The sequence below is a fragment of the Nostoc sp. PCC 7107 genome (genome assembly GCF_000316625.1).
Taxonomy (GTDB): domain Bacteria; phylum Cyanobacteriota; class Cyanobacteriia; order Cyanobacteriales; family Nostocaceae; genus Nostoc_B.
The window spans coordinates 2416939-2433273 of sequence record NC_019676.1 but is presented as its reverse complement, the minus strand read 5'-3'; the positions used below and the strand labels follow the sequence as shown (position 1 = coordinate 2433273).

Annotated in this window: 8 protein-coding genes; 2 read left to right on the top strand and 6 right to left on the bottom strand. The window is 39.8% G+C overall.

Annotation, left to right across the window (positions count from 1 at the left end; translation table 11 throughout):
• Window positions 1-78: 78 nt before the first annotated feature.
• On the top strand, window positions 79-1683 hold the full coding sequence (locus NOS7107_RS10415; protein ID WP_015112933.1) for a glycosyltransferase family 39 protein: 1605 nt from the start codon (window positions 79-81) through the stop codon (window positions 1681-1683).
• 102 nt (window positions 1684-1785) lie between these two features.
• Here NOS7107_RS10415 and NOS7107_RS10410 read toward each other — a convergent pair whose 3' ends face one another.
• Both NOS7107_RS10410 and NOS7107_RS10400 read right to left on the bottom strand, forming a co-directional pair.
• Window positions 1786-2199 carry a four-helix bundle copper-binding protein gene (locus tag NOS7107_RS10410; RefSeq protein WP_085999806.1) on the bottom strand — a complete coding sequence of 138 codons (414 nt, stop codon included), beginning with the start codon at window positions 2197-2199 and terminating at the stop codon, window positions 1786-1788.
• 719 nt (window positions 2200-2918) lie between these two features.
• Complete coding sequence (locus tag NOS7107_RS10400; RefSeq protein ID WP_015112930.1) at window positions 2919-4562, bottom strand: B12-binding domain-containing radical SAM protein; 1644 nt, start codon at window positions 4560-4562, stop codon at window positions 2919-2921.
• A 698-nt stretch (window positions 4563-5260) separates the two neighbouring features.
• On the opposite strand from NOS7107_RS10400, the gene NOS7107_RS10395 reads away from it, so the two are divergent.
• Window positions 5261-7462, top strand: a complete 2202-nt coding sequence (locus tag NOS7107_RS10395) for a transglycosylase SLT domain-containing protein (protein WP_015112929.1) — start codon at window positions 5261-5263, stop codon at window positions 7460-7462.
• Window positions 7463-7598: 136 nt separating this feature from the next.
• On the opposite strand, the gene NOS7107_RS10390 is transcribed toward NOS7107_RS10395, so the two are convergent.
• From NOS7107_RS10390 to NOS7107_RS10375, 4 genes are all read right to left on the bottom strand, one after another.
• Window positions 7599-8222, bottom strand: coding sequence for a PEP-CTERM sorting domain-containing protein (locus NOS7107_RS10390; RefSeq protein WP_015112928.1), 624 nt, complete (start codon window positions 8220-8222; stop codon window positions 7599-7601).
• 190 nt (window positions 8223-8412) lie between these two features.
• Entirely contained in the window at window positions 8413-13491 is a 5079-nt protein-coding gene (locus tag NOS7107_RS10385) for a hypothetical protein (protein WP_015112927.1), read from the bottom strand.
• A complete protein-coding gene (locus NOS7107_RS10380; RefSeq protein WP_015112926.1) occupies window positions 13464-14798 on the bottom strand; it encodes a P-loop NTPase fold protein in 1335 nt (444 codons plus the stop codon). Before NOS7107_RS10380 ends, NOS7107_RS10385 begins: the two co-directional genes overlap by 28 nt.
• Before the next feature lie 394 nt (window positions 14799-15192).
• On the bottom strand, window positions 15193-16332 hold the full coding sequence (locus NOS7107_RS10375) for a lipopolysaccharide assembly protein LapB (protein WP_015112925.1): 1140 nt from the start codon (window positions 16330-16332) through the stop codon (window positions 15193-15195).
• Window positions 16333-16335 lie beyond the last annotated feature (3 nt).

Genomic DNA, 16335 nt, shown 5'->3' with positions numbered 1-16335 from the left:
TTCTTATGCCCAAGCATTCTGTTACATATTTTAATAAAATCAGTCTCAATAAAGTTAACAGCACTCATTTTTGATTAAATGTTATATAAATCACATTTGTTGCAATCTATTTGGCGACAATTTCGCTTATCAGCCGCATTTCCTTATATCAGCTTGTTAATTTGGCTACTGCCTTTATTATTATTTACCTCTGGGCAAAATAGCCTGATGGCACATGATGAAGGGCTTTATGCTTGGCGGGCGCGGCGGATGTTTGATTCTGGTGATTGGATAGCGCCGTGGGGTACTGTGCATCATAAAACCCCTGGTTTTTATTGGCTGATCGCCAGTGCTTATACATTATTTGGCATAGGTGAAGTTAGTACAAGAATTCCCAGTGCGATCGCTGGAATATTCTGCTTATTCTTAATATATGAAATCGGTAAAATTATCCTCAATCAAAAATTAGCTTGGTTAGCTGCTGCTATTTTGAGCGTAGAGTTTCTTTGGTTGCAATATTGCCGTTTAGGCACACCTGATGTGCCGATGATTTTTTTAGTATTACTCGCAATTTTTTCTTTACTTAAAGCTGAATTACAACCCAAATATACTAATTTTTGGCAACTTCTGGCGGGTTTATGTTTAGGACTGGGATTCTTAGTCAGAAGCTTTATGATTTTTTTGCCGGCTATGGCATTATTACCTTATCTCATTGGTGAACATCGCCGCCACCGTCATCTTAGTAGCCCCATTTTATATTTAGGTTTAATATTAGGTTTTATCCCGACTTTGATTTGGTTATGGTTTAGTTGGCAGCGTTATGGTAGTAATAGTTTAGAGGCTTTATTGCAGTTTGTTTTTCAACTCGGTTCTGAAGAAAGAAAAGGAAACGGTATCATATTTTATTTTTGGAATGTACCTTTAAAAGCATTTCCTTGGACATTTTTTAGTCTTTTAGGTTTTGTTGTAGCGTTCCGTCGTCCCATTCCTAATTATCATTTATTATTAGTTGGCTTCCCGATAGCTTTATTTACAGAATTAAGTATTTTCTCAACCCGTTTATCACACTATAGTCTTAGCCTTTATCCCTTCATTGCTTTGTTAGCAGCTTTAGGTTTAGATTGGTTAGGCAAAACTTACGAGAAGACACAATCACCCAGAAACCTTCCCCGTAACTTGAGTTATGGCTTTGGTGGATTAGCTATTTTACTTTTGTTAGCAGGGATATACATTTTAATTTGGGGTAATGCAGATATCCATAAATATGCAGCCTTTGGCTTAATTGTCGGGTTAGGTTGGTTAATTTTACCTGTCGTGTGGATTTGTCGTCACCACTTTGGTTACAAGTTTCTCACAGCGCGTTATTGGTTAGCTGGTTGGTTGATTCCCTGTTGGTTAGGTTTAGCTGTGGCTGGTAGTTTGGGATTAATTGGTGATTATAACCCAGCGTTTAGAAAGTTTTTTCAAGAACCTGCGATCGCCTCAATTCTGCACAGTCAGCCAATTTACTTTGTCAAGCTTGATGGTAAAAATGCTGTTCTCTTAAATTTTTACACCCCTATTCATGGAAAGAGGTTAGATACAATTTCTCAACTACCAGCTTCTAGCTACGCTTGGATATATTTACAAAGTTCTCCTGATTTATCTCGTCCTCATCGCATTATCGGGACAGTACAAGGCTATCAGTTAATTCAAGTTTTTTGATATCCAAACGCCTAATGCTATCAATGATTGAAATTAAATAAGTTAAGCGGCGATATTAGTCATGATATCGCCGCTTTTTTTATGAGGTTGTGTTTTGTGAAATTAGCGAGATAAAAGTGCATCTTCTGTAATTAAACTGGCTCTGCGGAAATAAGAAGCAGAATTGAGCGCCATTGCTTTGCAATGTTCGGCACATTTACGGCAAATAGCAGCACAATATCTCATTGTGGCATTGTTACTCATCTGCTCACAAGCCATTGCTGTGCGATCGCACATTTCTGCACATAAGCTACAAGTATTACCCATAAACTCAGAACCGTCGTTCATCATATTGACGCACATCATGCACATTTCGGCACAGTCACGCATCATAGACATCATGGCCATATCCAGATGTTGACCTCCATGATTTTTGCTGTATTTGAGGGTATCAATACAAATAGTGTGACATTCAATGCAGGTTTCTTTGGTAGTTTCTACGGCGGTAAGTATAGATTCAGTCATCATAAGAGTAATTTCCTAAAAACTTAAATGCTGTGAGATAGCTCTTAATTAGCAAGGTAAAGGTTTACTTTGGAGAATTCAATAGTTTGCTAAATTCCTCAAACTCGAAGATCACTAAATCTATGAACTTGCTGTAAATTTAGCTGTGTCGAGCAATTTGTGCAGAAGCGAATTAGCCAAAATCCTGATTAATTAAGGCGGGAAAATATTTTATTTTTTGTCAAGCATGAATTATGAGAATGAATCTCCCCTATTGAGGTGGGAGATTCACGGTTGTTTTATCGGTATATATCATCCTCGCCACACGATATTAGTCACCTGAACATACCCATATTTTACCAATAGCCAAATCCGTGTAATCTTTATCTAGTAAAGATTTTAGCTGTTTATATCAGCAAGATAATGTGGCAAAAAAATATGCAATGAGTACATTTACTCGAATTTAATAGATGTCAAACTTTCCTGACTTTATTGCGAAATGTTGCGTTTATGAGGCTTGGCTTGAGTGAATTCTTTGCCATTGAAGTCAGGCGGGCAATGGGTTTAATTTGTTTCTTACCTGATTTTTACATTATGGACATTGCCCACCCTTTGATTAGATTTTTTGCACGAATGTTAGAAAACACGAATTTTAAGCCTCACGCACAGGCGCAAAAAGGTTTGAAAAATTAACTTGTTAGTAAGTAGGCACAATCTGATTCATGCAAGAGGTTTATTATCTGGGTGTGAGCCTAAGAACGAATTTTTTGGGAATAAAAAGAGGCTGATTCGTCGTTTGTGGCACAGTCTTGAGCAAACTTAATTAGATGATGTCCCACCAGTCCCACATGAATTAAGTTCTCAATATTTCCTGATTTCAGCGCTGGTTTAGCCATTTGCCAAAAAACTTGACGATAGTTACCCAAAACACCAACACGCAGCAAAATATTAATTACATAAGTTAAGCCTTTGCGAATATTTGCCCAAGAAGTCCGTGCAGGGCTGTTAGGTACAGCAATGCGGTTGGGGTAGGTTTGTTCCATATTGTAGGCAAATCGCTGATATAAAAATTCTGGCTGATATGCTTGTGTAATACAACGTCGCCACATTTCCACAACTTGCTGATAAGGTAGCAAGAACTCCACATTTGATTCCCGACTTTCATCAAAGACGAGCCGCCCTTCTGCTTCTAATCTCCGCCATAAAGGAGTCCTCGGTAGAGCGTGAAGCAGGTTGATTGTCAACATCGGAATTTGTGACAGCCGAATAAATTCGAGAATTCGGTCTGCGGTTTCTGGTGTATCTGTATCTAAGCCGATGATGATGCCTGAGACAACTTCCATACCATAGCTATTCAAAACCTTAATAGCTTCTAAGATTGGCATACTGAGATTTTGGTCTTTAGAAATAGAGTGCAGTGCCTCTGGTTCTGGGGTTTCTATCCCACAAAATACTGTACAAAAATAGGCTTCACGCATCATCGCCAACAGTTTTGGACTTTGCGCGAGGTTGAGAGTTGCTTCACAAGCAAATTGAATCGGATAACCATTGCGCTTTTGCCAGTCAATCAAGTGAGGTAATAACTGCATCGCGGCGCGGCGATCGCCAACAAAGTTATCATCAACAAAATATACTGCACCTAAATTCCCCGATTGACGCATCGCATCAAGTTCCGCTAAAACTTGCTCTGGGGTTTTCATGCGTGGATTTCTGCCATAGAGTTCAGGAATATCACAAAACTCACAGCGATAAGGACAACCGCTAGAGAACTGGACATTGGCCAGAAAATAATGATTGAGATTCACCAAATGATAAGCCGGAGTAGGAAACTCAGTTAAGGGTAAACGTTCTTGAGTTTCAAACCGAATTTGTTGTGGCGGACGTGTATGATTTTGGTCAAGATACTCAATCAGGCTTACGCTGGCATCGCCCAATTCACCTAAATGTAAAATATCAAAATCAGGATAATATTCTGGACAACCAGACACCGAAGGGCCTCCCAAAACTGTGATTTTGCCTTCGCGGTGAGCCAGTTGATTAATTTGATTAATCTGCGGTTTTTGGATGTGCATCCCACTCACAATCACCACATCCGCCCATTGATAATCAGCTTTTTTGGCCGGGTACAAATTTTCATCAATAAAGCGTACTTCCCATTCTTGGGGTAAATAAGCAGCCACAATCAAAATCCCTTGGGGCGGCATAAAAGCCCGAACATTACCCATCAATGGATAAGCATGATGAAACGTGCCAAAAGAGCGACTATACTTGGGGAAGATGCAGAGAATTCGCCGATGATGTATGGGAACGTAACGGGCTTTTTTAGTGATAGGATCAGTGGCTAAATTAGCCGCCACAGGGATTTGTTTTTTAAAAGAATTTATTTGCACAGTCATCGCTAATTTCTCACCTAAAAATGAGCAGCTAATTTAACAATTGATTGGCTAAATTAGCTGGAATTTTCAATAGCTTACCGTGATAGTTGAAGAATTCGTACCTGTCTAGATATACACCTTTTTATATAAGTGTGACATGATTGATTATGTTAAAAGCCTAAATTTTCAAGATATAGACAAACATCATGCTTTTCTAGGTACTTAATATTCACACTAATGAAATAATTAAAATTTATATATTTTATACTTTTGCTAGATGCAGTAAGAGTAATTATAGTAATGGGATTTGATTAATGAATTACTTGTAAAGATAGGGAAAAAAGAACGGAGAAAGGAGAAGAGGAAAGAAGGAATAAGGGTCTACTTATTTTTTCTGAGAAATAAATTAGGAATTCTATATGTAGAAAGTGCAACATAAACGCGGAATCATCCCTCTAAGTGTATAGTGAGCGAGGGGAATTATCGGCGATCGCATTTTGGAAAACTCCAGTTACAATTGGAGGGTTTGGCGAATAAACCACCGATAAAATTTGCTCAAAGCCTTACTCTGTATAGGTTATGGCTGAATAAATCAAACAGATGTATTATGGAAATTCCTTATGTAAAATTAGAAGGTCGCAAAAATTAAAAATTGCTAACACTTCTGGCTAACAGTGCTAGAGTTTCAAAAATTCATCAAAAATTTTCAGCGGGTATCAATGCTGAAGCAACTTAAGAAAAACCAGGTTCCTTTAATTATTGGCGCGGCAGTATTTGCCTTTTCAGCTGGGGCAATGGTGTCCGCACCTGAGATTGGCAAAACATTGGGTCAATGGCTCAAAATAAGCAAAAATCAGCCAGAACAGCTATCAGAAGCGAATAAAGTCAAATCGGCTGTATTCCCATTGGTAGCGCAATCTCCAGTGGAAAGAGCAGGAAAATTAGAAGCGATCGCCAAAGGATTCGCTTCAGATGACCGCAATCGCGCCCGCTATCTTTTAGCCAGTGATTTACTTGAAACTAGAGATGCCCAACAAGCCATAGATTTACTGGCAGAATTGGAAAAAGACTATCCCGTGTTAGCGCCCTACATATTGCTGAAACAGGCCCAAGCACAAGATATTTTAGGCGAACAAGGCAAGGCTTCGGATCTGCGGCAAAAAGTTCTGAAATTGTATCCTAAAGAGGCGGCGGCGGCGAAAGCACTGTATTTAATTGGTCAACCAGAAACTCAAGATACGGCGATCGCTCAATTTCCTTCCCATCCCCTCACCTGGGAAATTATTCGCCAGCGCTTGCAAAAAAATCCCAATCAGCCCCGGTTAAAATTAATCTTGGCGAAATATGCTTACAATCAACCAGGAATAGTTGGGATATTAGATCAGCTGGTGAAACAGCCCAATCTCAAACCCGCAGATTGGGAAATAATTGGCACAGCTTATTGGGAAAATACCCAATTTCGCAAAGCGGCGATCGCCTATACTCAAGCACCGAAAACATCTCAAAGTCTTTACCGCATAGGACGCGGGTTGCAGATAGGTGGTCAAAGCCAAGAAAGAGAAAAAGCGATCGCCACATACAAACAATTAGTACAGCAATTCCCTGAAGCGCAAGAAACGGGAACTGCATTGTTACGCTTGGCAGATATGGCAAAAACCCGCAAAGATGCCATACCATATCTCAACCAAGTCATCGCCCAATTCCCCGAACAAGCCCCCACAGCCCTAGCTACCAAAGCTAAAATTCTTCCAGGTCTGAACGATCAAAAATCGGCACAACAAGCCTGGGATTTACTTCTGGGCAAGTATGGTAACTCCGATGAAGCCGCAGAATATCGCTGGAAAATTGCCCTAGATAAAGCCAAAGCTAATGATTACGTCACCGCTTGGGAATGGGCGCAACCAATTACCACAAATAACCCTAACAGCATTTTGGCTCCCAGAGCCGGATTTTGGGTAGGTAAATGGGCGATAAAACTTGGCAAACAACAAGAAGCTAAAACTGCCTTTGAGTACGTAATTAGCCAGTTTCCTCAATCTTATTATGCTTGGCGATCAGCTAATATTTTGGGGCTAAATGTTGGTAACTTTAACAATGTCCGCCAACTTACTCCTGAAGTCGTTCCTCACCTGCGCCCAGTTCCCACGGCTGGTTCAGATACTTTCAAAGAATTGTATTTATTAGGACAAGACCGTGATGCTTGGCTGCAATGGGAAACCGAATTTCTCAATAAAAAACAGCCTACAGTTGCCGAACAATTCACTGAAGGCTTGATGCGTCTGGCAAGGGGAGAAAATCTTTCGGGAATAGATATAATTTCTAAATTGGAAGATAGGGAAACACCCGCAGAACAAGCACAATATCAAGCCTTAAGTAAACAAATCATTTACTGGCAAGCGCGTTATCCATTTCCTTATCTCAAAGAAATTGAAAAATGGTCTGCCGAACAGAAACTTAATCCTTTACTAGTTACTGCTTTAATCCGTCAAGAATCACGGTTTGAGGCGAAGATTAAATCAATTGCTGGCGCTACAGGATTAATGCAGGTACTACCTAGTACAGGTAAATGGATAGCCTCAAAAAATAATTTGGATGGCAACAAACTTGATTTAACAATTCCCAGCGAAAACATTCTATTGGGTACATTGTATTTGGATTATACCCATCAGCAGTACGGTAATAATTCATTGCTGGCGATCGCTAGTTATAATGCTGGCCCTGGCAATGTTTCTAAATGGCTGCAAACTCTTCCCAAAGAAGATCCTGATGAATTTGTTGAAGAAATTCCCTTTGATGAAACCAAAAATTATGTCCGTCAAGTTTTTGGTAATTATTGGAATTATCTGCGACTGTACAACCCCGAAATTTCTGGTGTAGTGTCAAAATACTCCAAGGAACACCCAAAATTGCCCACCCAGTAAAGAGTGCTGAGTGCTTAGTCATATCATATTCGTACTTACTTAGCACTCAGTACAGAGTATAGTCAATTAATATCTTGCATCATTCTCAATAACTTTAGGTTAGGCAATGTTCACATTGACTGGTAATTTATTAATCTTAGTGCTGAGAGACAAATTTTCTTTTTATAGCAATACCAAAGCCAGCCGCAGTTAAGCTACCCAGAATAGTTAGAGGTTCAGGCACAGATGATCCTGTTGACGGTGTAAAGTTGGCGTAAGTTACTTCAGTAAAATTTAAGGTTGAAGCGCCGACTCGCCTGCTTCTACTTAAACCAATATAATTATCATTAATTAATCCACGCCACCAACCTGCTCCAAGACCATTACTAAAAACAAAGGGAACATTCCATTGATGAGATAAATTTCCCTCAATATCTTCTATTTGTGAAAATCCATTATCTGATGAGTCATATAAATTAATTAAGCTTTGCCAAAGAGTTGTACTAGCCCTTCGCGCATCATTAGCATTTGTATAAAAAGTTGCAATTCCCTGGTTTGTGAGCGATAAATCTTCAAAAGTTCCGGTGATAAAATTTACGTCATACTTTTTGTTGAAAATTTCTAACCTTCTGATAGCTTTTAAAGAATTATTTTCTGCATTAAGAATAAATGTTGGCCCATTTTTGTCAGGAGTAATGCTAAAAGCTTCAGCCTTAGTTATTAAACCACTGCTAACAAGTACGAATGAGGCGGTTGCAACAGCGAGAAATTTCTGGCTCATATAAAGGGTCAATTTTTTTAACGTTTATTTGCTGTAGCTTTTTGAAGCTAGGTTTCTTGTACCGTGTTTTCTTGTCCCTTAGCAATATTTAGGTAAAGTTTTTATAAAAATTTAATAGTAAATTCAAAAATTCTCATTACAAATATGTAATTTTTTAGTAAAATATCAATGCGTTAAGTTGGGGAAAATGTCAATACCTAAAACATAAAGCGCGATCGCTCTGACTAACTTTAGGGTTAGTCTGGAAATAATCATGCAGCAAATCACAACCCATTGTTAGCAAATGCTCTAGTTTGATATCTGCTAACGTCCGAAAAATTACCATACCTTTACCGCTACCTGCGGCTAAAATTTTACCATCTGGGCTAAAAGTCACACTGGTCAATTCATCCTTATCGCCTTTGAGCGCAATCAGTAACGTTCCATCTCGGTTCCATAGCTTGAGCTTATCATCGCTGGCAGCTACTATTGTTTTGCTATCATGACTAAAATTCACGCTAATGAAACTATCCCCATCTCCAGGAATATCATTGAGTAGTTGACCGTCTCGACTCCAAATTTTAATCGTGCTATCAATACTAGCGGAAGCTAAAATTTTACCATCAGTTGACCAAGCGACACCATTTACTGGACTGTTATGACGGTTTAAGGTTTTTTGTCGTTTTCCATCCCGACTCCAAATAATGACGGTTTTATCATCACTGGCTGAGGCTAACAATTTACCGTCAGGACTAAAATCCACCCAATTCACCGCATCTCGATGTCCTTTTAAGGTGTGCAGCAGTTTGCCATCCCGACTCCAAAGCTTAACGGCTGCATCCTTACTAGCCGAGGCGATGATTCGACCATCACCAGACCAAGCTACACCCAGTACAGTATCTCGATGTCCTGTTAATGTATGCAGTAGTTTGCCATCACGCTGCCAAATTTTGACTGTTTTATCTTTACTGGCTGAGACAATGTTTTGTCCATCAGGCGACCAAGCTACACCCCAAACTTGACCTTGATGGCCTTGTAAGGTGCGTAAAAGTTCCCCTGTGCTATTCAATATTTTGACGGTGGAATCACGACTAGCGGCGGCGATGTTGCGGCTATCAGGGCTAAAACTGATACTCGTAATCCAGTCTGCTTGGTCACTTTCGGGGTTACGTAGCAGCACATTATCCCAGCGCCACAGCTTTACAGTTTTGTCACGACCAGCGGAAATTAAAGTTCGACTGTCAGAACTAAAACTTACACTATTAACCCAATTGTTATGACCTCTGAGGGTTCCCAACAGTAAACCTTGCGGATTCCATAACTTCACAGTTTGGTCAAGACTAGCTGAAGCAATTGTATGACCATCGGGACTAAAACTAACGCTGGTAATTTCTGCTGTATGCCCAGAAACAGTTCTGATGAGTTGACCTTGAAGATTCCATAGTTTAATTGTTTGATCTAAACTGCCGGAAACAAGAGTTTTACTGTCGGGCGACCAAGCTAGGCTTTTTACTGCATCATTATGTGCTTGCCAACTTTTCAGTACTTTACCTTCCCGGTTCCACAGTTTGATAGTTTTATCAGCACTAGCGGAAGCTAGAGTTTGATTATCGGGCGACCAAGCGACATCTAAAACAGAACTTTGGTGTCCAGTTAAGGTGCGGAGTAATTTACCGTCACGACTCCACAATTTCACGCTGTTGTCAGTACTGGCTGAGGCAATAATTTGCCCATCAGGACTAAAACTTACACTATTAACTACAGCTGTATGACCTTGGAGAGTTTTGAGTGGTTTACCTTCCCGACTCCATAATCTGACGGTCATATCTTGACTACCAGAGGCAATTGTATGACCATCAGGACTAAAACTTACACTATTGACGATATCTTGATGTCCCCAAAGGGTTTTGAGCAAAGTACCATCGGTACGCCAGAGTTTAATGCTATTATCGGCGCTACCGGAGACAATTAAAGCGCGATCGCCACTAAATACTGCACTATTGACACCACCTGTATGACTTTCTAACCGATTAAACTCCCTCACGCCCGAAACTGCTTGATAAAGTGCTGTCTGCACCTGCTGTCTGGTTGAAGAATCTACCCACAAAGCTTGTTGTAATTTTCTACCAGCTTTTATTCCTTCTTTTAAAGCATCGATGCCTTTTTGGGAAGCAAATAAAGCTTCACTAGAAACACTCAGGGTTTTAATTTCGCTGTCTAAAACTGTGATGATAGAAACTGATAAACCAAAGATAGCTAAAAATGCCACCGATAAAGCAACTTTCAACGAACGATTTAATCGCGTTTCGTTAAGCCGTTGTTTCTCTTGAGTTGCTGCTAATTGTGCTGTTAATTCTTTTTCTTTCAGCACCGACCGTAATTGTTCAATTTCTAACTGACTTAATTCTTCCCGCTTGCGTAATTCTCGCAGTTCTGTGACTAAATCTAAACTTTGCTGTGGTTGAACTTCGGGGAGTCTAACTTGTTGCTTTTTTTGGCGGAGTTCGCTTTTGAGTCGCTCAATTTCTGACTCACTTTGATCAACTTTGTGGCGTAGCTGATCAAGTTTGACTTGTAAACTAGATTCTTGTTCTTGTAAGTAACGAATTAAGTCTACTAAATAATCATGAATTAATTGATAACGTTCTGGTACATCAGGAAACAACACTACTAACCCAGAACTGACTAAAATATTTAAGACTAACTCTAACTTACTCGCATCTTCTAATTCGGCAATTTCTGTGGCTAATTCGGCACGAGTTTTAAAAGGTCTTTGATTAGTTTCATCGGTGAGTAAATATAAAACTAGTAAAGCCGCTCGTTCATTTTCGGGGCCGCAGTCTTTGATTAATTCCCTAATATAACGTTCAATTAGTTTATTCGGTCGATATGGTTGATATTGCGCTAAAGTATTAATTCTCTCATCTTGGATTTGTGCGCCGACAACTTGTAATTCAATTGGTCTGACTTCTCCTAAGTCTGCTGATAAATCTGCAACCAAAGCATCTATTAAAGCTGGTTCCAAGCTCATTTGCGATCGCTCAGTTAACTTTTGAATGATGACTTTGGCATATTCGGGTGAAAAATTATTTAATTGATAACGAATATTTTTATCGAGGATATTATAATCTATCGCTTCTAAGGCTGATAAATTTCTAAATTCTAACAGCCGATATAAATAATCTTCTCTGAGGGAAAAGACAATTTTAATGAAGGAAATATTCAAGCAATCTCGCAAAAATCTATCAAATTCTTGCCTTTGAGCTAATTGAATACAAGTAAAGAAAAATTCTTCAAATTGGTCAAAAATTAAAACTGTAATTAAATGATTATTCGCATTTGCGGTTAATTGTGCCAAAATATCGGCGGTAGTTGTGGGGACGTTGCTGTCAGATGCGGCTACTTCTAAAGCTTCTTCGCCGTTAACTTGAGACATCGCCGCAGTTAAAGCTTTACCAAATTCTCGTACCCAATCTGTGTAAACTTGGATAACTACAGGTACGGCAATTTGATCGCCTACGGTACGATTTTGTAATGCTGGTACTAGTCCAGCGCTGACGGTGGAACTTTTACCTACGCCTGACTGACCGTGAATTACCATCAGCTTTTGGTCAGTGCGGCTAATTTTGCCAATTAAGTTATTAATATCGCCTTCTCGACCGGAAGCCGCAATTTCTAGGGCGACGCTGCTAGTTCCAGAGGGTGACATCAAGGCTGGGTTAGTGGCTTGTCTTTGGGGTTGCAAGCGTCCCGCCCCAATAAAAGCCCGAAAGCCGTATTGCTGTTCAACAGAACGCCGTTTTTGTCTGATAGTGTAGGCTTCCAGATATCGCCCAGCGGCAAAATAAAGCGATCGCAGTGTCCGCAATAAGCGAATATAACGATGGGCATTATATTGATGGGCGCTGTTTTCTAAAGCATTGGGTAATTCTTTCGCGGCTTTATCTAAATATTCGTTGGCAATTTTATGGTCGCCTAAACTTTGCTGGGCTTCCGCTAGAATTAAATAATAAATTTGCGCCAACAATAAGGGAAATAAATATTGGTGAGAAGCGCCTTGTCTTTGGGCTTCTCCTAATTTTAATAAAGATACATGAGCTAAAATACTCGCCTGCATCCACCGCGACTGTTGCAAAGCTACTTGGGCTAAAAAACCATAATCACAAGCAAGTTGAATTTGACTACCATAAATTTGATGTAGTTCTAAAGATTTTTGAGCTACAGTTTGTAATTCTGACCATTCTTGTAGATGTTCTAAAACTTCTGCGAGTTGACTAATAAATTCAGCGACTATATCTGGTCGTTGCGCTAACTGTAAAACATTACATGATTGCTGTAAATAAGCTTTAGATTCATCCCAACAGCGGCGGTTTTCAATTTGATTCTGCTCGGCGAGGCGAGAATAACATAATCCTAAATAATAAAGTAATACTCCTTGGCGCACTAAAGGCGAAGTATGATTGCTCAGAATATCTAATTCTGTAGTCCAGGTATTGGGAATTGTTTGGTTAAGATTATCTGACTCATTTTCTAATGCTAATTGTTGCCAAATTATTAAGCTTTGTTGAAAATGAGTTAAGGCTCGCCCAATGCGATCGCCAACATAATTATCTAAACCAAAAACAAATTCTAAACTGGCGTATAGTTCTGGTTCTAAGGTAATCCCCCGCTGGCGCAACTCTTGAATTGCACAGTGGAGTTCATCGTTATGTTCCCAGACTTGCTCTAAGGTAGAGTGTGTACCTTGATTATCTTGATGCTGTGTCGGTAAAACTGTCGCAAATAAAGAGTCTGTTTCTTGACGCAAAAATTCTTGTAATTGAGTTGTTGTCATTTCAAAACGAATTGGTGTCGCCGCCCAACTCGCAAAATCTGGCGCTAAACGCACGACTTTTTGCAAGACTTGATCATTCACCCAAAAAATCATCGGGAATGAATGACGTTTAGGAAATTCATCGCGGATTTGATTTATTGAACTCAGTAAGTCATCAATCCGTTCTACTGACTCTAAACCCAAGATATTTAATGCAGCTGGTTGCTGTTCATCAGTACGCAGCTGAACATGAATGGTGCTGTAAAGACTTCTCGCATTGTGGGGTAAAACGAGTTGTTTGATTGAGCCTAGAGAAGATGCTTCTAATTGTTGCAGTATTTGTGCTTGCAAGACGCGATAGTTGCAACACACCAAAACTACCGAGAATTGTCCCCGTGACAGAGAAATCGCTCTGCTTAAACTCCGCAACGCCCTCTGGTTAGCAGATTTTATGTCTGCTTGTGTGTGTTCAACCATGTTGTAAATTTTTGCGTCTCTGCTATGACTGGGTTGACAGCAAACCAAGCACCTCGATGATCACGATATTCAAAGACAAACAAGCTACGTAACAGGGTGTGATAGGCGATATCACCACCGACTCGTTGCTGTTGTACCACCTGAAAAATGAGTTCCCATTCATGGGAGTCAATGGCGTGAGCGCGATAGTCTCTTTGGCGTTGAATCACTAGTTCTACGCAGTCGCGCTCAAATGGTGGATCTTGCTCTCTTAAACAGTCAAATAACAGCCCTAGTAAATCCCGTACATGACCACCGCTAATCAAGCACAATCGATCTAAGGTTTCCAGGTTATCAAATACCTCTGTAGATAAGCCTAACCGATCGCCTGGTTCGATGTCAGGAAAGGCTCTCGCTAACACCATTTGTCGCATGAGTGTTAACCCTTGGTTAAATATTTCCCCAGAACGCAGACGCACAGGGATCATCGGTAAAACCTTGGGCGCAACCCCACCACCTAAACGATGCTGAAGTTCGGCACTATCGTTAGAGAAAATTAAAGACAAGGGAATCGTGTAAACTAAATGGCACGCGAGTTTACGTAATTGCTCACCACGTTCAATAAATAAATATTCTGGCAGCGATCGCCCAGATGGTAAAGGCCGAATCGCTACCCGATCTAAGTTATCAACAATTACTACTAGACCTTTTTTACCTTGATTTTTCAGTTCGTTATTGGCGCGTTCTAGGAGTTCTTTATTGATGGACTGCAAAATATTTTGAGTACGCGGTTCGAGATAATCTCTTAACCGTCGCCGCAGTTGGGGACTTTCTTTAGTTTTGGCGGTGATTTTGGCTATCCCCACAGATAATTCTGCTTCTACTCCCAAGTCAATTGGTGTTTGGAGAAAATCAACAATTTCTGTAAATAATTTTGTGAAGTAACTCGGCTTAAGGCGGATTTTTCTAGCTTCGAGACTTTCGCTGACTTGTCCGGCGATCGCTAGTAAAATATCTGTTATGTCTACATCTGCCATTTCTAAGACATGGGTAGATTCAAAATAAACTACATGAAATTTTTGTTCTTCTAACTCGGCTTTCAATCGCAATAATTCTGTAGATTTTCCACAACCCAAATGTCCGGTAAACAATTGACAAGTGGGAATATCTGGGGAAATGCGGGTAATTGTTCGCAGCAAAGCCTCAATAATTTTGCCCCCCCGCACCGCCGCAAAATCGATATAATAGCGGCGATCGCTTGCATCTCCCATCATAAGAGGGCGACTAGGATTACAAGCCTGATAAAATCTTTCTAAATCTAAAGGCATAATTAATCTTATTTACTCTGTAAACAATCAGGGATAGTGCAACCTGCTCAATAAATATATTTATTTTGATTAATTTAGGTATTTATACAATAAAAATTACTGAGAATTCCGACTGTAATTGAGATTTTTTAAGCTAATTTATATTTATTTTTTTTATATCACATAGTCGCAGCCAATTGAGGGCAATCACACAATTCCATCCGCGTAGCCTGCGAGCCGAAGAGCGCATCTACATCTGCGTGCATCTGCGGTTAATTATTTTTTCCTGTACTTTCCTGAGTCGAAAACTGCTATGTATTTTTTCTCAAATAAAACTAGATCCCCGATTTCTGGAAGAAATCGGGGATCTAGTTTTTCCGCGTATATTTTGATCAACAGATGAATACCGTAAACATCAATTTCGCTTTTTCTGCAACTTTGTTAATCTATCTTTTAACACCAGTTCGCGTTTTGTGTCTTCTATACTATTGGCGATCGCAATTGCTCTTTCGTAAAAATTCTTAGCAGTAGAATAATTACCTAACTGCTCATAGAACTCAGCATAAGATTCAAAAGTTTTCAATTGTTCTGGTAAATTTTGTAATTCTTGAGCGATCACTAAACGCTCTTGGAGTAATTCAAAAGCCCGTTCATTACGTCCGACGGAAGTATGCGCTTTCACTAAACCATCAATAGCGCGTAATTGAATAGTGCGATCGCCATTAATTCTTGCCAACCGCATTGCTAACCCATAAGTACCAATGGTATCTGGATAATTCCCCGCAGCCAGATAAGCATCACCTAAATTATTGAGCGTATTTGCTTCCCCAATTGGGTCATTTTTTTGACGGCGATAAGTCAAAGCAGTTTCATAAAGTTTAATCGCCTGATTATAATCACCCGATCTCGCAGATACTAAACCTAAATTGCTCAAAGAAAGTCCTTTACCTTCGATATTGTTTACACCTTGAGCAATTGTTAATGCTTCTTGGACTGTGCGACCTGCTGCGGCTGTTTCACCTCCTTGAAGGAGAATCGCGGCGATATTATTTAGTGCAAAAATTTGCGCTTGAAAATCTTTGCTATCTCTTGCGATCGCTAATCGGCGGCGTAAAGCGTCTTCCCCTTCTTTAAAACGCTCCTGTTGAATATAAGCTTTCGCTAATAATTCATAAGTTAAACCTGTAGATCTAACGTCACCAACTGAATGATAAATATCTAAAGCTTGTAAGCAAGAATCAATAGTCTTCGCCCCATTTCCAGAGCGATATTGTTGTTCACCAATTCGCAGCAAACTATCAGCTTCATCTCTGGAATATTGCCAATTAGAACTGCTTAACGGACGATGCAGTTGTTGGGTAATATCACTGGCCTTTACAGCGATGGGAATCAATAAAAAAGTAAAAAGTAAAAAGTAAAAAGTAAAAAACTGGAATTTATCAACCCGTCGTCCAGTAGTGATACCCTTGAGAAGCCAAAACCCATAACTTCTAGAGTTAAAAGTGTTAGCGGAATCCAAAATATTATGCTTTGGGAATAAACGCCGTTGCTGCATAAA